Annotated in this window: 18 protein-coding genes and 3 tRNA genes; 15 read left to right on the top strand and 6 right to left on the bottom strand. The window is 73.0% G+C overall.

The window, feature by feature from the left end; all coding sequences use genetic code 11:
- Position 1: 1 nt before the first annotated feature.
- The 3 genes from AB0O91_RS22295 to AB0O91_RS22285 all read left to right on the top strand — a co-directional run bounded on the left by AB0O91_RS22295 (position 2) and on the right by AB0O91_RS22285 (position 297).
- A tRNA-Glu gene (locus AB0O91_RS22295) sits at positions 2–74 on the top strand.
- A gap of 26 nt (positions 75–100) precedes the next feature.
- A tRNA-Glu gene (locus tag AB0O91_RS22290) sits at positions 101–173 on the top strand.
- Between the two features lie 49 nt (positions 174–222).
- Positions 223–297 (top strand) — tRNA-Gln (locus AB0O91_RS22285).
- A gap of 143 nt (positions 298–440) precedes the next feature.
- Here the strand turns inward: AB0O91_RS22285 and AB0O91_RS22280 are convergent.
- On the bottom strand, positions 441–1154 hold the full coding sequence (locus AB0O91_RS22280) for an IclR family transcriptional regulator (RefSeq protein ID WP_363435838.1): 714 nt from the start codon (positions 1152–1154) through the stop codon (positions 441–443).
- A 233-nt stretch (positions 1155–1387) separates the two neighbouring features.
- On the opposite strand from AB0O91_RS22280, the gene leuC reads away from it, so the two are divergent.
- The 4 genes from leuC to AB0O91_RS22260 all read left to right on the top strand — a co-directional run bounded on the left by leuC (position 1388) and on the right by AB0O91_RS22260 (position 4834).
- Positions 1388–2818 carry a 3-isopropylmalate dehydratase large subunit gene (leuC, locus tag AB0O91_RS22275; protein WP_363435837.1) on the top strand — a complete coding sequence of 477 codons (1431 nt, stop codon included), beginning with the start codon at positions 1388–1390 and terminating at the stop codon, positions 2816–2818.
- Positions 2819–2821: 3 nt separating this feature from the next.
- The gene (gene leuD / locus AB0O91_RS22270) at positions 2822–3418 is read left to right on the top strand and encodes a 3-isopropylmalate dehydratase small subunit (RefSeq protein WP_363435835.1); all 597 of its coding nucleotides are present in this window, start codon (positions 2822–2824) and stop codon (positions 3416–3418) included.
- Positions 3419–3762: 344 nt separating this feature from the next.
- Complete coding sequence (locus AB0O91_RS22265) at positions 3763–3951, top strand: hypothetical protein (protein WP_046386931.1); 189 nt, start codon at positions 3763–3765, stop codon at positions 3949–3951.
- A gap of 133 nt (positions 3952–4084) precedes the next feature.
- Positions 4085–4834: an HU family DNA-binding protein gene (locus AB0O91_RS22260; RefSeq protein WP_363435833.1), complete on the top strand. Its 750-nt coding sequence runs from the start codon at positions 4085–4087 to the stop codon at positions 4832–4834.
- Between the two features lie 197 nt (positions 4835–5031).
- Here AB0O91_RS22260 and AB0O91_RS22255 read toward each other — a convergent pair whose 3' ends face one another.
- Together AB0O91_RS22255 and cofC are read right to left on the bottom strand one after the other, a co-directional pair.
- Positions 5032–5256, bottom strand: coding sequence for a hypothetical protein (locus tag AB0O91_RS22255; RefSeq protein ID WP_363435831.1), 225 nt, complete (start codon positions 5254–5256; stop codon positions 5032–5034).
- A gap of 38 nt (positions 5257–5294) precedes the next feature.
- Positions 5295–5978 (bottom strand): 2-phospho-L-lactate guanylyltransferase, encoded by a 684-nt coding sequence (gene cofC, locus AB0O91_RS22250; RefSeq protein WP_363435829.1) that lies wholly within the window; start codon positions 5976–5978, stop codon positions 5295–5297.
- A 230-nt stretch (positions 5979–6208) separates the two neighbouring features.
- Between cofC and AB0O91_RS22245 the strand changes: the two genes are divergently transcribed.
- The 3 genes from AB0O91_RS22245 to AB0O91_RS22235 all read left to right on the top strand — a co-directional run bounded on the left by AB0O91_RS22245 (position 6209) and on the right by AB0O91_RS22235 (position 9317).
- Positions 6209–7072, top strand: coding sequence for a lysophospholipid acyltransferase family protein (locus tag AB0O91_RS22245; RefSeq protein WP_363435827.1), 864 nt, complete (start codon positions 6209–6211; stop codon positions 7070–7072).
- Between the two features lie 14 nt (positions 7073–7086).
- Complete coding sequence (locus AB0O91_RS22240; RefSeq protein WP_363435856.1) at positions 7087–8085, top strand: NAD(P)H-dependent glycerol-3-phosphate dehydrogenase; 999 nt, start codon at positions 7087–7089, stop codon at positions 8083–8085.
- Positions 8086–8171: 86 nt separating this feature from the next.
- The gene (locus AB0O91_RS22235; protein WP_363435825.1) at positions 8172–9317 is read left to right on the top strand and encodes a D-alanine--D-alanine ligase family protein; all 1146 of its coding nucleotides are present in this window, start codon (positions 8172–8174) and stop codon (positions 9315–9317) included.
- A 79-nt stretch (positions 9318–9396) separates the two neighbouring features.
- Here the strand turns inward: AB0O91_RS22235 and AB0O91_RS22230 are convergent, their stop codons facing one another.
- Positions 9397–9915 carry a DUF3515 domain-containing protein gene (locus AB0O91_RS22230; RefSeq protein ID WP_363435824.1) on the bottom strand — a complete coding sequence of 173 codons (519 nt, stop codon included), beginning with the start codon at positions 9913–9915 and terminating at the stop codon, positions 9397–9399.
- Positions 9916–9934: 19 nt separating this feature from the next.
- The gene (locus tag AB0O91_RS22225) at positions 9935–10168 is read right to left on the bottom strand and encodes an Lrp/AsnC ligand binding domain-containing protein (RefSeq protein WP_363435822.1); all 234 of its coding nucleotides are present in this window, start codon (positions 10166–10168) and stop codon (positions 9935–9937) included.
- Between the two features lie 227 nt (positions 10169–10395).
- Here AB0O91_RS22225 and AB0O91_RS22220 point away from each other — a divergent pair, with 227 nt between their 5' ends.
- From AB0O91_RS22220 to thiD, 3 genes are all read left to right on the top strand, one after another.
- The gene (locus AB0O91_RS22220; RefSeq protein ID WP_363435820.1) at positions 10396–11361 is read left to right on the top strand and encodes a thiamine-phosphate kinase; all 966 of its coding nucleotides are present in this window, start codon (positions 10396–10398) and stop codon (positions 11359–11361) included.
- Positions 11362–11527: 166 nt separating this feature from the next.
- Entirely contained in the window at positions 11528–12553 is a 1026-nt protein-coding gene (locus tag AB0O91_RS22215; RefSeq protein WP_363435818.1) for an ATP-dependent 6-phosphofructokinase, read from the top strand.
- A 24-nt stretch (positions 12554–12577) separates the two neighbouring features.
- Positions 12578–13375 carry a bifunctional hydroxymethylpyrimidine kinase/phosphomethylpyrimidine kinase gene (gene thiD, locus AB0O91_RS22210; protein WP_363435816.1) on the top strand — a complete coding sequence of 266 codons (798 nt, stop codon included), beginning with the start codon at positions 12578–12580 and terminating at the stop codon, positions 13373–13375.
- A 181-nt stretch (positions 13376–13556) separates the two neighbouring features.
- Here the strand turns inward: thiD and rpmB are convergent, their stop codons facing one another.
- A complete protein-coding gene (rpmB, locus tag AB0O91_RS22205) occupies positions 13557–13742 on the bottom strand; it encodes a 50S ribosomal protein L28 (protein ID WP_014138233.1) in 186 nt (61 codons plus the stop codon).
- Positions 13743–14024: 282 nt separating this feature from the next.
- On the opposite strand from rpmB, the gene AB0O91_RS22200 reads away from it, so the two are divergent.
- Entirely contained in the window at positions 14025–15656 is a 1632-nt protein-coding gene (locus tag AB0O91_RS22200; RefSeq protein WP_363435814.1) for a DAK2 domain-containing protein, read from the top strand.
- A gap of 143 nt (positions 15657–15799) precedes the next feature.
- On the top strand, positions 15800–18031 hold the full coding sequence (recG, locus tag AB0O91_RS22195) for an ATP-dependent DNA helicase RecG (protein ID WP_363435812.1): 2232 nt from the start codon (positions 15800–15802) through the stop codon (positions 18029–18031).
- Positions 18032–18054 lie beyond the last annotated feature (23 nt).

The raw sequence follows: 18054 nt of genomic DNA, 5'->3' as shown, positions 1-18054 counted from the left end.
AGCCCCCGTTGTGTAGCGGCCTAGCACGCTGCCCTCTCACGGCAGTAGCGCCGGTTCGAATCCGGTCGGGGGTACTGATCCCGCAAGGGATCGCCAGGATGCCCCCGTTGTGTAGCGGCCTAGCACGCTGCCCTCTCACGGCAGTAGCGCCGGTTCGAATCCGGTCGGGGGTACTTCAGAGCAGGAAGCCGGTGGGTTCGCCCATCGGCCCTTGCTTTGCGTTGGGGTATGGTGTAATTGGCAGCACGAGTGATTCTGGTTCATTTAGTCTAGGTTCGAGTCCTGGTACCCCAGCCAGAAATTGGAAAGGCCCCGCCCGGCGGGGTCTTTTTGTTTTCCCCGGGAATGCGCGTGAAGGGCCCCGCTCGACGTCGAGCGGGGCCCTCGCGTTTTCGGTGGGGGTGTTCCGGTGGTGGGGGCGGGTGGGGGAGTGCGCCGGGTCAGCTGCGGCGCAGCGCCTCGGTGAGCCGGTTCGCGGCCTCGATGATGGCCTGGGCGTGCAGCCGGCCCGGGTGGCGGGTCAGGCGCTCGATCGGGCCGGAGACGGAGACGGCGGCCACCACGCGGCTGGAGGGGCCGCGGACGGGCGCGGAGACGGACGCGACGCCCGGCTCCCGCTCGCCGATCGACTGGGCCCAGCCGCGCCGCCGCACGCCGCTCAGCGCGGTGGCGGTGAACCGGGCGCCCTGGAGGCCGCGGTGGAGCCGCTCGGGCTCCTCCCAGGCCAGCAGGACCTGGGCGGCCGAGCCGGCCTTCATCGGCAGGGTGCTGCCGACCGGGACGGTGTCCCGCAGGCCGGAGAGCCGCTCGGCGGCGGCCACGCAGATCCGCATCTCGCCCTGGCGGCGGTAGAGCTGTGCGCTCTCGCCGGTGACGTCGCGCAGGTGGGTGAGGACCGGGCCCGCGGTGGCGAGCAGCCGGTCCTCGCCCGCCGCGGCGGAGAGTTCGGAGAGACGGGGGCCGAGGATGAACCGCCCCTGCATGTCCCTGGTGACCAGACGGTGGTGTTCGAGTGCGACGGCGAGTCGGTGGGCGGTGGGGCGCGCCAGACCGGTGGCGGCGACCAGCCCCGCCAACGTGGCGGGGCCCGACTCCAGTGCGCTCAGCACCAGAGCGGCCTTGTCGAGAACGCCGACGCCGCTAGTGTTGTCCATGCGCTAAGACTGCAGTCTCATTCCGCGAGACGCAAGTTCAATCTCCGGGGAAAAGCGCCACCCTGGACGCAGCAGCCCGGGAGACATCCAGGATGGGACCTCGACAGAGTGTCCGCATCGTGGACAGCGATCCGGCGTGCAGGTCCCGCGCATCCGCCCCGCCCCCCGTGGCGCGGCGCAGGGGCCTCGACACCACGAAAAGGCCGGCAACGCGGCCGGCTGGAGGTAAACCGATGGGACGGACACTCGCAGAGAAGGTCTGGGACGACCACGTCGTGCGGCGCGCGGAGGGCGAGCCCGACCTCCTCTTCATCGACCTGCACCTGCTCCACGAGGTGACCAGCCCGCAGGCCTTCGACGGGCTGCGGCTGGCCGGCCGTACGGTCCGCCGCACCGATCTGACGATCGCCACCGAGGACCACAACACCCCGACCCTGGACATCGACAAGCCGATCGCCGACCCGGTCTCCCGGGTGCAGCTGGAGACGCTGCGCCGCAACGCGGCCGAGTTCGGCGTCCGGATCCACTCGCTCGGCGACGTCGAGCAGGGCGTGGTGCACGTGGTCGGCCCCCAGCTCGGCCTGACCCAGCCCGGCACCACCGTGGTCTGCGGCGACTCCCACACCTCCACCCACGGCGCCTTCGGCGCACTGGCGTTCGGCATCGGCACCAGCCAGGTCGAGCACGTGCTGGCCACCCAGACCCTGCCGCTGGCGCCGTTCCGGACGATGGCGGTCACCGTCGAGGGTGAACTCCCCGAGGGCGTCACGGCCAAGGACCTGATCCTGGCCGTCATCGCGAAGATCGGCACCGGCGGCGGCCAGGGCTACGTCCTGGAGTACCGCGGCCAGGCGATCCGGAGCCTGTCCATGGAGGCCCGGATGACCGTCTGCAACATGTCCATCGAGGCGGGCGCCCGGGCCGGCATGATCGCCCCGGACGACACCACCTTCGCCTACCTGGAGGGCCGCCCGCACGCCCCGCAGGGGGAGGACTGGGACGCCGCCGTCGCGTACTGGCGGACCCTGGTCACCGACGAGGACGCGGTCTTCGACCACGAGGTGGTCATCGACGCGAGCACCCTCACCCCGTTCGTCACCTGGGGCACCAACCCCGGCCAGGGCGCGCCGCTCGGCGCCGCGGTCCCGAACCCGGAGGACATCGCCGACCCGCAGGAGCGCGTGGCCGCCGAGAACGCCCTGACGTACATGGGCCTCACCGCCGGCACCCCGCTGCGCGAGGTCGCCGTCGACGCGGTCTTCGTCGGCTCCTGCACCAACGGGCGGATCGAGGACCTGCGGGCCGCGGCCGCCGTCCTGGAGGGCCGCAGGGTCGCCGACGGCGTGCGGATGCTGGTCGTCCCCGGCTCCGTGCGGGTCGCCCTCCAGGCCGTCGAGGAGGGCCTGGACCAGGTGTTCACCGCCGCCGGGGCCGAATGGCGGCACGCGGGCTGCTCGATGTGCCTGGGCATGAACCCCGACCAGCTCGCCCCCGGGGAGCGCTGCGCCTCCACCTCGAACCGCAACTTCGAGGGCCGGCAGGGCAAGGGCGGCCGCACCCACCTGGTCTCCCCGCAGGTCGCCGCCGCGACCGCCGTGCTGGGCCGTCTGGCGGCCCCCGCCGACCTGTCCGCCGATTCCGCCGACGTCGCCGTGGAGGTCTGAGTCATGGAGAAGTTCACCACCCACACCGGCCGGGCCGTCCCGCTGCGCCGCAGCAACGTGGACACCGACCAGATCATCCCCGCCCATTGGCTCAAGAAGGTCACCCGATCCGGTTTCGAGGACGGTCTGTTCGAAGCCTGGCGCAAGGACGAGTCGTTCGTCCTCAATCGGCCCGAGCACCGGGGCGCCACCGTCCTGGTGGCCGGTCCCGAGTTCGGCACCGGCTCCTCCCGCGAGCACGCCGTCTGGGCGCTGCAGAACTACGGCTTCCACGCGGTCATCTCCTCGCGCTTCGCGGACATCTTCCGGGGCAACTCCCTGAAGAACGGTCTGCTGACCGTCGTGCTGCCCCAGGAGACCGTGGAGCGCCTCTGGTCGCTCACCGAGAGTGACCCTTCGGCCCGGATCACCGTTGATCTGGAGAAGCGCGAAGTCCGGGCCGAAGGAGTCGCCGAGCCCTTCGAACTGGACGACAACGTCCGGTGGCGGCTGCTCAACGGGCTGGACGACATCAGCATCACCCTGGCCGCGGAGGCCGACATCGCGGCGTACGAGGCGACCCGTCCGGCCTTCAAGCCCCGTACTCTGCCGGTCTCCTGAGTTCCCCTCAGAACAAGCATTCTGACGATTCACCGGATGGCCCGGCCTCCCCTTCGGGGGGGCCGGGCCATCCGGCGTTCCGGAGCACGAGTTAGCGGTGACCCCTCCCCGGATTGCCCATTCGGCTTTGCGGAAGAGGGCCCCGCGCAAGTACAACTGCGGGTAGATGGCACAATCAGTACATGCACCGGCACCATGAACCTCCGTACGCGGGCGGCGAACCCGCGTCCGAGGAGTCCAGGGGCCGGGGATCCGAACGCCGAATTGACGATCGGCCGGACGTCACCTCCGCAACACCAGCTGAGGCGCCGGACGACCAGGAAGTCGCAGCGCTCTACGCGCTTGTGGCCGAGCGGTTGAAGCAAGCTCACGCCCGCGTGCATGCGCTGAACGTGTCTGTCGATGCAAAGACCGCTCTCACCCGTCAACTGCTCATCGTCACGGAGACCGCCAAGCGCGATCTTCCGGAGGCGGCAAGGCGGTTGAGTCGCTTTGTACATGACCTCGACGAGGGGCACCCGCCCCTCGACTGAGGTCGCGGACGCGCAAATCCATTGCGACACTAGGGTGATTCGCGCGTTTGGTAATTGAAAGTCCGCAGATACATACCTAACGTGCGAAAAGAACGGATGGAATCATCCGGCGCCCGTTTCCGAAGGGGAAGACGTGAACAAGGCTCAGCTTGTCGAAGCGGTGGCCGAGCAGCTGGGCGGTCGCAAGGCTGCCGCAGAGGCCGTCGACGCAGTGCTCGACACCATGGTCCGTGCCGTTGTGGCCGGTGACCGGGTTTCGGTCACCGGTTTCGGCACCTTCGAGAAGGTGGAGCGCTCCGCGCGCTTCGCCCGCAACCCGCAGACCGGTGAGCGGGTCAAGGTCAAGAAGACCTCGGTCCCCCGCTTCCGTCCGGGTCAGGGCTTCAAGGACCTGGTCAGCGGCAGCAAGAAGCTGCCGAAGGAAGGCCCCTCGGTGAAGAAGGCCCCCAAGGGCTCGCTCACCCCGGGCAAGACCGGTGTCGCCGCGACCCCGGCCGCCAAGCGTGCCGCCACCAAGCGCGCCGCCACCGCTGCCGCTGCCGCCGCCCCGGCCAAGAAGGCCGCCGCCAAGAAGGCGACCACCACGGCCGCCGCCAAGAAGGCGACGACCGCTGCCGCGGCCAAGAAGACCACGGCGACCGCCACGAAGAAGGCGACCGCCACCAAGAAGGCCACGACCGCCGCCGCCAAGAAGACCACGGCGACCGCGACCAAGGCCGCCGCGACCAAGAAGACGGCCGCGGTCAAGAAGGCGACCACCACGGCTGCCGCCAAGAAGACCACGGCCACCGCCAAGAAGGCGACCGCCACGGCCAAGAAGACGGCGCCGGCGAAGAAGACCGCCACCCGCAAGACCACCGCGCGCAAGGCCTCGGCCAAGTAAGTCCCGCGCGGCTGTCCTCGGACGGCCTTCGGTTCAAGAGCCGCGGCCACCCCCTCCCGCGAATTGCGGGGACCGGGTGGCCGCGGCTCTTTTGATTTCCGGGCGCTTAGTCAGGAATCGACGGCAGCCGTCGGCCGGGCACGGAGAACCGTGCGACCGGCCGGAATCGGCGGGGCGGGGGGAGCGGCGCTACCGGCTCAGGCCCGGTCGGCCGGGTCGGGGAAGGTCTGCAGGGTCAGGAAGACCACCCGGCGGGACGTACCGGCGCCCTCGGTGCGGATCCGCACCCGCTGGCCGGGGCGCAGCAGCCGCAGGCCGCCGGCGTCGAAGGCGGCCGCGTCGAACGGCACCGGGGTCCCGTCGTCGAGCAGCACGGAGCCGGCCCGGGTGGCGGGGTCGAAGGTGAACGCGGTGGCCTGCATGCCAGCAGCATAGCGAGCGGGCCGGGCGGGCCCGCTGGTCAGGAGCGGTCCAGACGGGCGAACAGCGCACTGGTGTACGGGCCGAGGCCGAGCGTCGCGGCCTCGCCGAGGTCGGCCCCGGTGTCGACGTCCCGGCGCACCGACTCGACGTCCGGCAGGCGCAGTTCGAGCGCCCCGCCGGCCGCGTGCCGGGCCCGTGAGCCGCCCCCGAAGGCCGGGGAGAGCGGGCGGCCGGGGGTGCTGGCGAGCAGCGTGGTGCCCAGGCCGGGGGAGTCCGGCAGGAAGGCCCGGCCGTCCGGCGGCACCGCGCCCAGCACCCGGGCGAGTTCGGCCGGGCGCAGGGCCGGCAGGTCGGCGGACAGGGCGGCCAGCGGGGTCCGCGGGGCGAGCGCCAGGGCCGCCGAGGCACCGTGCGCCAGCGCCCGGTTGAGGCCGCCGCCGGGCTCGTCCGCGACCACCAGGGCGCCGAGTTCGGCCAGGCGGGCGCCGGCGGTGGCGTCCCGGGTGACCACCAGGACGCGCGAGACGCCCGGAGTGGCCAGCGCCGCGGTGACGGTGTCGAGGGCGAAGGACAGGGCCAGGTCGGCCCGGTGCGGCCCGGCGTACGGGGCCAGTCGGCTCTTCGCGAGGGCGAGCGGCTTGAGCGGCAGCACCAGCGACCAGTCGGCGGCGGGTGCGGCGGGCGCGACGGGCCCGCTGGGGCGTACGGTGTCCTGGGTCATCGGCGTCATTGTGACGCCGGTCCCGGAGCCCTCGCCAGGCCGTCCGAGCTGTGTGGACGTGCGTTTGATCACGCCCGCCCGGTGGGTTGGCGCGGCCGCTCGACAGTCGGTGAGCAGGCGGGCGACACTGTTCCGCGCCCGCGACCCGGGCCCCGGTCGCAGCGGTGCGCGGCACCGGGAGGCTATGACCGCGGCACCCCACGTGCCGCATCGGATGAGAAGGAGCTGGGGTGGCCCGCCGCTCGTACGCCAAGTTCGGCAACGCCGACTACGGGATCTGGTACCGCTTCGCGGCCGTGCTCGTGAAGCCGGTGAACACCGTCCTGGTGAAGCCCGACTGGCGGGGCTGGGAGCACCTTCCGAAGGAAGGCGGCTTCATCGCCGCGGTGAACCACAATTCGATCATCGACCCGGTGATCTACGCGCACTGGCAGTACAACAGCGGGCGCCCGCCGCGGATTCTCGGCAAGTCCTCGCTGTTCTCGATCCCCTTCATCGGATTCATGCTGCGCAAGACCGGGCAGATTCCGGTGTTCCGCGAGTCCACCGACGCCGCGCAGGCGTTCCGGGCCGCGATCGACGCCGTCAACAACGGCCAGTGCGTGCAGTTCTACCCGGAGGGAACGCTCACCCGGGACCCGGACCTGTGGCCGATGACCGGCAAGAGCGGGGTCGCCCGGGTCGCGCTGATGACCGGTGCGCCGGTCATCCCGGTCGCGCACTGGGGGGCGCACGAGATCATCCCGCCGTACGGCCGGACCGGCTTCGGCAAGGGCAGGTTCAACCTGTTCCCGCGCCACCGGGTGACGGTCGCGGCCGGTCCCGCGGTGGACCTGAGCAAGTACCAGGGCCAGGAGCTCACCGCCCAGGTGCTGAACGACGCCACCGAGGACATCATGACGGCGATCACCGCGGTGCTCGCCGAGATCCGCGGCGAGCAGCCGCCGGCCGAGCGCTTCGACATGCGCCGGGCCGCCCGTGAGCGGGCCGCCGCCGCGCTGGCCGAACGCCGCCGGGCCAAGGGCGCCCCGAAGGACGCCCCGAAGAACGACGCTCCGAAGAACAACGACGACACCGAGGGGACGGGCCGGTGACCCGCTGCGCAGTGATGGGGACCGGCTCCTGGGGCACGGCCTTCGCGATGGTGCTGGCCGACGCGGGCTGCGAGGTGGTGCTGTGGGCCCGCCGGCAGGAGCTGGTGGACGCCGTCAACACCACCCACGAGAACCCGGACTACCTGCCGGGCGTCCGGCTGCCCGACACCGTCCGGGCCACCACCGACGCGGCCGAGGCGCTGGCCGGCGCCGACTTCGCGGTGCTCGTGGTGCCCTCGCAGACGCTGCGCGACAACCTGGCCGCCTGGACGCCGCTGATCGAGCCGCAGACCGTGCTGGTGAGCCTGATGAAGGGCATCGAACTCGGCACCGCCAAGCGGATGAGCGAGGTCATCGACGAGGTCACCAAGGTCGGCCCGGGGCGGGTCGCGGTGGTCAGCGGGCCCAACCTGGCCAAGGAGATCGCCAACCGGCAGCCCGCCGCCAGCGTGGTGGCCTGCACCGACGAGTCGGTCGCCAAGCGGCTCCAGGCGGCCTGCCACACGCCGTACTTCCGGCCGTACACCAACACCGACGTGGTCGGCTGCGAGCTCGGCGGCGCGGTGAAGAACGTGATCGGCCTGGCCGTCGGCATGGCGGCCGGGATGGGGCTCGGCGACAACACCAAGGCGACGCTGATCACCCGCGGCCTGGCCGAGACCACCCGGCTGGGCGAGGTGCTGGGCGCCGACCCGCACACCTTCGCGGGGCTGGCCGGGATGGGCGACCTGGTCGCCACCTGCTCCTCGCCGCTGTCGCGCAACAACACCTTCGGGATGAACCTGGGCCGGGGCATGTCGCTGGCCGAGACCATCGCGGCCACCCGGCAGACCGCGGAGGGCGTCAAGTCCTGCGAGTCGGTGCTGGACCTGGCCCGGCGCAGCGGGGTCGACATGCCGATCGTCGAGGCCGTGGTGGACGTGGTGCACAACGGGCGGCCGACCCAGGAGGCGCTGCAGGTGCTGATGTCCCGCTCGGCGAAGGCGGAGCGCCGTCAGGCGCAGCGGTCCTGATCCGGCAGGAGGCCCCGGACGGGCGGCGATTCCCGGAAAGGCGCTGACTTCCCGGAAACACCTCGCACGGTAGTCTCAAACCCGATATGAGCATCGAACAGACCTCCCCGAACCCGTCCGCCCAGAAGCCGCGCGTCGCGCTGGTCTTCGGCGGGCGCAGCTCCGAGCACGCGATCTCGGTCTCCACCGCGGGCAGCGTTCTCCGGGCGATCGACCGTGACAAGTACGACGTGCTGCCGATCGGCATCACCCACGAGGGCCGCTGGGCGCTGACCAGCGACGAGCCGGCCCGGATGGCGATCACCGACGGCCGGCTGCCGGACGTGGCGCACGTCGCCGAGGCCGTCGACGGGCAGGTCGCGCTGCCGGTCGCCCCGGGCAGCCGCGAGGTGCTGCTGAGCGAGCCGGGGAGCGCCCCCAAGGCGCTCGGCGAGGTCGACGTGGTGTTCCCCCTGCTGCACGGCCCCTGGGGCGAGGACGGCACCCTCCAGGGCCTGCTGGAGCTCTCCGGCGTCCCGTACGTCGGCAACGGCGTGCTGGCCAGCGCGGCCGGCATGGACAAGGAGTTCGCCAAGCGGATCCTGGCCTCGCACGGCCTGGGCGTCGGCCGCTTCACGATCGTGCGGCCGCGCGACTGGGAGACCGAGCAGGGCCGCGCCGCCGTGCGCGAGCGGGTCGCCGAGCTCGGCCTGCCGGTGTTCGTGAAGCCCTGCCGGGCCGGCTCCAGCATCGGCATCACCAAGGTCAAGAACCCGGCCGAGCTGGACGCCGCGATCGAGGAGGCCCGCCGGCACGACCCCAAGCTGATCATCGAGGCGGGCGTGTCCGGCCGCGAGATCGAGTGCGGGGTGCTGGAGTTCGAGGACGGCCCGCGGGCCAGCGTCCCGGCCGAGGTGCTGGTCGGTGAGGGCTTCGACTTCTACGACTTCGAGGCCAAGTACATCGACTCCTCCGAGGTCCGGATCCCGGCCGAGCTCACCGGGGCGGAGGTCGCGGAGATCCGGCGCCAGGCGGTGGCCGCGTTCGAGGCCTTCGGCTGCGAGGGCCTGGCCCGGGTGGACTTCTTCCTGCTGGAGGACGGCTCCTGGGTGATCAACGAGATCAACACCATGCCGGGCTTCACCCCGATCTCCGCCTTCCCGAAGATGTGGGAGGCCACCGGCGTCCCGTACGCGGAGCTGATCGACCGGCTGCTGCAGACCGCGCTGCGCCGTTCGACCGGGCTGCGCTAGCGGCCGGTGGGCGTCGGAGCCCGCTGCGCCGGGCCGGCGGGGCGGGCTCCGGGGCTGCCGGGGGCGGCGGATCGCGCGGTCAGCCCGGGATGCTGGCCTTGACCGCGCCGGTCAGGGCGGCGGCCGGGTCGAACGGGTTCTGCGCGGCCCCGGCCGGGACGGTCACCTCGACGTAGGCGGCGCGCATGGTCGTCACGAAGCGGTAGCCGCCGTCGCCGAGCCGCTGCGACCACCAGGTGACGTCGTCGACCGTCGGGGACCAGTCCTTGGCGTGCTCGCCGTCCAGTTCCTCCGGCCGGTCGACGCCGCAGCGCAGCACCACCCGGGGCGAGTCGCCCCAGGCGGCCGTGTACGGCGAGGCGGGCGACGGGTCCTTGCGGGCGCGGCCGAGCAGGTCGGCCGGCAGCGCGGCGGTCAGCTGCCGGCAGTAGTCCGCGGCCTTCCCGCTCGGCCGCGGGGCCTCGACGTCCGGGTCGGCCGATCCCCAACTGCCGACCAGCAGCACGACCGTGCAGGTCAGCGCGACGGGCAGGGCCAGCCAGCGGACCGGCGCGGGGAGCGCGGTCAGCGCGTCGGGGATGCGGAGTCGTCTGGCCACCCGCCGATGGTAGCCGGGGCTACAGGTGGACCACCGGACAGGTGAGGGTGCGGGTGATGCCCTCCACCTTCTGGACCTTGGCGACCACCATCCGGCCCAGGTCGTCGACCGTCTCGGCTTCGGCCTTGACGATCACGTCGTACGGACCGGTGACGTCCTCGGCGGTGATCACGCCGGGGATCCCGGCGATGGTCCCGGCCACTGCGGTGGCCTTTCCTACCTCGGTCTGGATCAGGATGTATGCCTGTACCACGGGTGACCTCCCGGCAGCCGGTTTGGGGGGATCGCCGCCGTGACCGCCCGGTTCGGGCAGGGGTGGGTGCGGGCTCAACGGCAGGCTGATCACCACGCTACCGCGCAGCGGGCCGGGGAGGGGAGACTTCCGCACCCCCGAAGGGCGTACGCTGCGCGCGGGGGAGCGACGGGGACCGGACCCCGGCCGGCAGCGCCGGCCGGGAAGGAAAGGCGAGAGGACGGCAGATGCAGGGGACCGTGGGCGAGCTCGGCGAGTTCGGCCTCATCAGGGAGCTGACCGCGCGGGTACCGCTCACCGACGCGGTCGACCTCGGCCCCGGGGACGACGCCGCGGTGGTGAAGGCCCCGGACGGCCGGGTGGTGGCCACCACGGACGTCCTGATCGAGAACCGGCACTTCCGTCGGGACTGGTCCACCGCCTACGACGTGGGCCGCAAGGCCGCCGCCCAGAACCTGGCCGACGTGGCCGCGATGGGCGCGGTGCCCACCGCGATCCTGCTCGGGCTGGTCACCCCCGCGGACCTGCCGACCACCTGGGCCACCGAGCTGATGGACGGGCTGCGCGACGAGTGCCAGGTCGCCGGGGCGACGGTGGTCGGCGGCGACGTGGTGCGGGGCGACACCGTCACGCTGGCCATCACGGCGCTCGGCGACCTCCAGGGGCGCGCGGCGGTGACGCGCACCGGCGCCCAGGTCGGCGACGTGATCGCGGTGTGCGGCTGGCTGGGCTGGTCCGCGGCCGGACTCACCGTGCTGCAGCGCGGCTTCCGCTCCCCGCGCGCCTTCGTGGAGGCGCACCGCCGGCCCGAGCCGCCGTACCACGCGGGCCCGGCCGCCGCCGAGTTGGGCGCGACCTCGATGATCGACGTGAGCGACGGACTGGTCGCCGACCTCGGCCATGTGGCCCGGGCCAGCGAGGTGGACATCGACCTCAAGTCCGCCGACTTCGACGTCCCGGCGCAGATGGCCGACATCGGCCAGGCGGTCGGGGTGGACCCGATGGTCTGGGTGCTGTCCGGCGGGGAGGACCACGCGATCGTGGCGACCTTCCCGCGCGGGGTCCAACTCCCGTCCCGCTGGCGGGTGGTGGGCGAGGTGACCGGTCGCCCTCGGGGCTCGCGCAGCGGTCGGGTGACGGTCGACGGCGCGCCCTGGGACCGGGTCGGCGGCTGGGACCACTTCGCCGAATGAGCTACGGCCGACGGCGGATCCGGACTGGACGCCGGTGCGGCGCGTGACGCCGCGGACGTGCGGCGGACGGGATTCGGGGTGCGTTTTGCGTAGGCTTGCGGCATCCTGGCCCGCCCGCCGTCCGACGCGGGTGGTCTGAACCACTGCGAGCGGGAGCACACCACACATGCGCATCGGTGTACTGACCAGCGGCGGCGACTGCCCCGGTCTCAACGCGGTGATCCGCTCGGTCGTGCACCGGGGCACGGACGTCCACGGCGACGAGATCGTGGGCGTCCTGGACGGCTTCCTCGGCCTGATCGAGGGCCGCACCCGGCCGGTCTCGCACGACGACGTCACCGGTCTGCTCACCCTCGGCGGCACCATCCTGGGCTCGGCCCGGGTGCAGCGCGAACGGATCGCCTGGGCGGTGGAGAACGCCAAGTCGCTGGCCCGGGACATCGGCATCGACGCGCTGATCGCGATCGGCGGCGAGGGGACGCTCACCGCCGCCAAGCTGTTCAGCGACGCCGGACTGCCGGTGGTCGGGGTGCCCAAGACCATCGACAACGACATCGACGCCACCGACGTCACCTTCGGCTTCGACACCGCGGTGCACGTGGCGACCGAGGCGATCGACCGGCTGAAGACCACCGCGGAGTCCCACCAGCGCGTCATGGTGGTCGAGTTGATGGGCCGGCACACCGGCTGGATCACCCTCACCGCGGGCATGGCCGGCGGTGCCCACGGCATCCTGATCCCGGAGAAGCCCTTCGACATCGAGGCGGTGGCCCGGATGGTCGAGGACCGCTTCGCCCGCGGCAAGAAGTTCGCCATCATCGCCGTCGCCGAGGGCGCCGCCCCGGTGCCCGGCACCATGCGCTTCGACCACGGCGAGGTCGACCAGTACGGCCACCGGACCTTCGGCGGGATCGGCAACCGGCTCGCCAACGAGCTGGAGAACCTGCTCGGCAAGGAGGCCCGCCCGGTCATCCTCGGCCACACCCAGCGCGGCGGCACCCCGACCGCCCGGGACCGGGTGCTCGCCACCCGCTTCGGCTGGCACGCGGTCGAGGCCGTCCACCAGGGCGCGTTCGGGCACTTCACCGCGCTGCGCCGGACCGGCATCGAGCTGGTGCCGATCGGGGACGCGGTGACCCGGCTGAAGACCGTGCCGGAGGACCGCTGGACGGAGTCCGAGGCGGTGCTCTGAACCCGCGCGGGTAGGTTGGGGCCCATGGACTCCACCGCACCTCCCCGCGTGCTCACGATCGCGGGCTCCGACTCCGGCGGCGGCGCCGGCATCCAGGCCGACCTCAAGGCGATGCTCGCCCTCGGCGTCCACGGCATGAGCGTGATCACCGCCGTCACCGCGCAGAACTCGCTCGGCGTCCAGGGCTACTGGGAACTGCCCGCCGAAGCCGTCCGGGCGCAGTTCCGCAGCGTGGTGGACGACATCGGGGTGCAGGCCGTGAAGACCGGCATGCTCGCCTCGATCGAACTGGTCGAGACCGTCGCCGACCTGCTCTCCGGGGTCCCGGCCCCGGTCGTGGTCGACCCGGTCGGCGTCTCCAAGCACGGGGACGCGCTGCTGGCCGCCGAGGCGGTCGCCACCGTCCGGACCAGGCTGCTGCCGGTCGCCACCCTGGTCACCCCCAACCTGCACGAGGTGACGCAGCTCACCGGGCGGACCGTCGAGGACGAGTCGCAGATGCTGGCCGCCGCCGCGGCGCTGCTGGACCTCGGGCCGCGCTGGGTGCTGGTCAAGGGCGGCCACCTGGCCGGCGAGGCCGCCGACCTGCTGTACGGCGGGCCCGGCGAGGTGCACTGGTACCGCGCGCCGCGCTACGACAACCGGCACACCCACGGCACCGGCTGCACCCTGGCCAGCTCGATCGCGGCCGGCCTGGCCAAGGGCGAGTCGCTGCCCGAGGCGGTGGGCTCGGCCAAGGAGTACATCACCGGTGCGATCGCCGGGGGCTTCGCGCTGGGCGCCGGGATCGGCCCGGTCGACCACGCCTGGCGCTGGCGCTAGCCGCCGTCGCGCGGGCCGGGAACGCCGTCGGGCCGGCCCGGAACACAGTGGTGGGCGGGCTCCCTGGGGAACCCGCCCACCACTGCTGCGTCCGGAAAGCGTGACCGGTCCCGGAAACAGCGAAGCCGGCTCATCCGGGGATGAACCGACTCACTGGAGGACCGGCATGCCGGTCTGCGCGTCAGCGCGAGACCTTACCGGCCTTGATGCACGAGGTGCAGACGTTGAGCCGCTTCGGCGTCCGCCCAATCACAGCGCGCACCGTCTGAATGTTGGGGTTCCAACGACGGGGGGTACGGCGGTGAGAGTGGGAGATGCTGTTGCCGAAGCCCGGCCCCTTGCCGCAGACGTCGCAGTTGGCAGCCACAGGAGTCACTCCAAGACTTCAGATCAGTTACTTTCGAAAACCCCACCCACCCACCGGCACACTCGCGTGAACCGGACCGGACAAGGGGGTGAGCCTGGACGGTTCCAGGCAACCGGAAGAGCATACAACGCTTGCTTCCGTCCCACGAAACTACCATGACCGGCCGAGTGATCGCTCCGGTCTCCGGCCCGGGCGGCCCTCCCGGGCCCCCGATAACCTGCCGGTATCACCCCGTGCCGTTCATCGCCCGGCCATGTCGGCGTCCCATCCGGAGGAGACCTGGTGCTGCACACGCTCGACGCCCCGGCCGTGCGCACCTGGTGCCAGCTCGCCCTGCGCGCGCTCGGCCAGGCCCGCGAGGAGATCGACGCGCTCAACGTGTACCCCGTCCCGGACGGCGACACCGGCACCAACCTCTACCTGACCGTCGAGTCCGCCGCCGCCGAGGTGGAGAGCCGCTTCGCCGACCCCGCGGCCGACCGGGCACCCGGACTGGCCGACACCGTCCGGGCGATGGCCCGCGGCGCGCTGGTCGGCGCCCGCGGCAACTCCGGGGTGATCCTCGCCCAGTGGCTGCGCGGCACCGCCGAGACGCTCGCCGAGGGCGGCGGCGCCGACCAGCTGCGGGCCGCCCTGCAGCGGGCCGCCGACTCCGCCTACCAGGCCGTCGCCGAGCCCGTCGAGGGCACCCTGCTCACCGTCGCCCGGGTCGCCGCCCGCGAGGCGGTCGGGGCCGGGGACGGGCTCGCCCAGGTCGCCGACACCGCCCACCGGGCCGCCCGGGACGCGCTGCGGCACACCCCCGAGCAGCTCGCCGTGCTGGCCGAGAACGGGGTGGTGGACGCCGGCGGGCGCGGCCTGGTGGCCGTCCTCGGCGCGCTCGCCGACGCCGTCGCCGGGCAGCAGCCGATGGGACCGGTCGCGCTGCGCGGGGACGTCCGGGCCGTGGAGAGCTGCGCGGTGCACCTGCGGCCGCCCGGCCCGGGCCACCCCGCCTTCGAGGTCATCTACCTGCTGGACGCGCCGGACGCGGCGCTGCCCGCGCTGCGCGAACGGCTGGCCGGCCTCGGCGACTCGCTGGTGATCGGCGGCGGCGACGGGCTGTGGAACGTGCACGTCCACGTGGACGACGCCGGCGCCGCGGTGGAGGCCGGGGTCGGCGCCGGGCGCCCGCACCAGATCCGGATCACCCACTTCGCCGAGGCCGCCGCCCGGGCCGGCACCACCGCCGAACGCGGCGAACGCGCGGAACGGGCCCGCGCGGTGCTCTCCGTGGTGTCCGGCGAGGGGCTGGCCGAGCTGTGCGAACAGGCCGGTGCCGTCGTCCTGCACGCCGACCCGGACCGCCGCCCGGCCAGCGCCGAACTCGCCGACGCCGTCCGCGGCGCGTCCGCCCGCGAGGTGGTGCTGCTGCTCAACGACCCCGAACTGCGCGCCGCCGCCGGGGCCGCCGCCGACCAGCTCCGCGAGGAGGGGGTCCGGATCGCCGTCCTGCCCACCCGCTCGCCGGTGCAGGGCCTCGCGGCGCTCGCGGTGCACGAGGGCGGGCGCCGGTTCGACGAGGACGTGGTCGCCATGACCTCGGCGGCCGGGGCCACCCGGTACGCCGAACTCGCCGTCGCCGAGGGCGAGTCCTGGACCATGGCCGGGGTCTGCCAGGCCGGCGACGTGCTCGGCCTGATCGACGGGGACGTCGCGGTGATCGGCGCCGGACTGGCGGAGGTCGGCGAGAGCGTGCTGGACCGGATGCTCGGCGCGGGCGGCGAACTCGTCACCCTGATCCTCGGCGAGGGTGCCGACCGGACGCTCACCGACCGGCTGGTGGCGCACGTCCGCCAGCAGCGGCCGGAGGTGGACTCGGTGGTCTTCCGCGGCGGCCAGGAGTCCACGCCGCTGCTCATCGGGGTGGAGTGACCCCGGCGGGCAAGGAGGGCGAGCGGGGGAGCGACGGGGGAGCGAGGGAGCGCCGACCGTCGGTACCGGACGAGAGCGCCCCGGAGGCGAGCGGGCGAGTAGCGCCCGCTGTCCGTCGGTCCCGTGGTGTAAACAGGGGCCTGATGGGCGCTCTCGATGAACCACTGACCAAGCTCGTCGGCGACCGCACCGCGAAGGTGCTCGCCGACAGCCTCAAGCTGCGCACGGTCGGGGACCTGCTGCACCACTATCCGCGCCGCTACGTCGAACGCGGCCAGCTCACCAGCCTGGACGAGCTGGAGATCGACGAGCACGTCACCGTGCTGGCCCGGATCGAGAAGGTCACCCTGATCCCGTTCCGCGGCCGCAAGGGCGACCGGCTGGAGGTGGTGGTCACCGACGGCCGCAGCCGGCTCTCGCTGGTCTTCTTCAACCAGGGCTGGCGGCAGAAGGAGCTCAAGGCCGGCGCCCAGGGCCTGTTCGCGGGCAAGGTCGGGGTGTTCAACCGCAGCCGCCAGCTGGTCTCGCCCGACTACCAGCTGCTCGACGAGGACGCCGGGTCGGACGCCGCGAAGCAGTTCGCCGGCCGGCTCATCCCGGTCTACGGCGCCAGCGCGCAGATGCCCAGCTGGAAGCTGTCGATCTGCATCGAGACCGCGCTCACCAAGCACCTCGGCGACGTCGGCGAGCCGCTGCCCGCCGAACTGCGCGAGCGGCACGACCTCGTCCCGCTGCCCGAGGCGCTGGAGCTGATCCACCGCCCGCGCAGCCAGGCCGACCGCGAGCGCGCCCAGAGCCGGCTGCGCTGGGACGAGGCCTTCGTCCTCCAGGTCGCCCTCGCCCGGCGCCGGGCCGCCGACTCCGCACTGCCGGCCAAGCCGCGCGCGGCCCGGGCCGGCGGCCTGCTGGACGCCTTCGACGCCCGGCTGCCGTTCACCCTCACCGAGGGCCAGCGGAAGGTCTCCGCCGAGATCGCCGCCGACCTGGCCACCGACCACCCGATGCACCGGCTGCTCCAGGGCGAGGTCGGCTCGGGGAAGACCCTGGTGGCGCTGCGCGCCATGCTGGCCGTGGTGGACGCCGGCGGCCAGGCCGTGCTGCTCGCGCCCACCGAGGTGCTGGCCCAGCAGCACCACCGCTCGATCGTCGAGATGATGGGCGACCTGGCGGAGGGCGGCATGCTCGGCGGCTCCGAGCACGCCACCCGGGTGGTGCTGCTGACCGGTTCGATGGGCACCCCCGCCCGCCGCCAGGCGATGCTGGACATGGCCTGCGGCGACGCCGGGATCGCCATCGGCACCCACGCGCTGATCGAGGACAAGGTCCAGTTCCAGGACCTCGGCCTGGTCGTGGTCGACGAGCAGCACCGCTTCGGCGTCGAGCAGCGGGACGCGCTGCGGGCCAAGGGCGACCAGCCGCCGCACCTGCTGGTGATGACCGCCACGCCGATCCCGCGCACCGTCGCGATGACCGTCTTCGGGGACCTGGAGACCTCCGTCCTGGACCAGCTCCCGGCCGGCCGGTCGCCGATCTCCACCCATGTCGTCCCCGCGCTGGAGAAGCCCAACTTCCTCACCCGGGCCTGGGAGCGGGTCCGCGAGGAGGTCGGCAAGGGCCACCAGGCGTACGTGGTCTGCCCCCGGATCGGGGACGAGGAGCCGGCCGCCGACCCGAAGGCGGCCAAGAAGCGGCGCAAGGCGGCCGAGGAGGACTTCGAGGACCTCACCGAGCCGGACGCGGGCGCCGCGAGCGACGAACGGCGGCCCCCGCTCTCGGTGGTGGAGACCGCCGAGAAGCTGGTGAAGGGCCCGCTGAGCGGCCTGCGGGTGGAGATCCTGCACGGCCGGCTCGCCCCGGAGGCCAAGGACGAGGTGATGCGCCGCTTCTCGGCCGGGCAGGTGGACGTGCTGGTCGCCACCACGGTCATCGAGGTCGGCGTCAACGTCCCCAACTCCACCGCGATGGTCATCATGGACGCCGACCGCTTCGGGGTCTCCCAGCTCCACCAGCTGCGCGGCCGGGTCGGCCGGGGCAGTGCGCCGGGCCTGTGCCTGCTGGTCAGCGAGATGCCCGGGGGCAGCGCCGCCCGGGCCCGGCTGGACGCGGTGGCCGGCACCCTGGACGGCTTCGAGCTGTCGCGGATCGACCTCGAACAGCGCCGCGAGGGCGACGTGCTGGGCCAGGCGCAGTCCGGGGTGAAGTCCTCGCTCAAGGTGCTCTCGGTGCTGGAGGACGAGGAGGTCATCCTCACCGCCCGGACCGAGGCCACCCGGCTGGTCGCCGAGGACCCGGAGCTGACCGCCCACCCGGAGCTGCGCACCGTGCTGGAGAGCCTGATCGACGAGGACCGCGCGGCCTTCATGGAGAAGGGCTGAGCGGTCCGGAGGGAAGGGCCGGA

It is taken from the genome of Kitasatospora sp. NPDC089797 (assembly GCF_040684795.1).
GTDB lineage: Bacteria > Actinomycetota > Actinomycetes > Streptomycetales > Streptomycetaceae > Kitasatospora.
The sequence above is the reverse complement of the archived record's forward strand: the minus strand, read 5'-3'. Positions and strand labels throughout refer to the sequence as shown.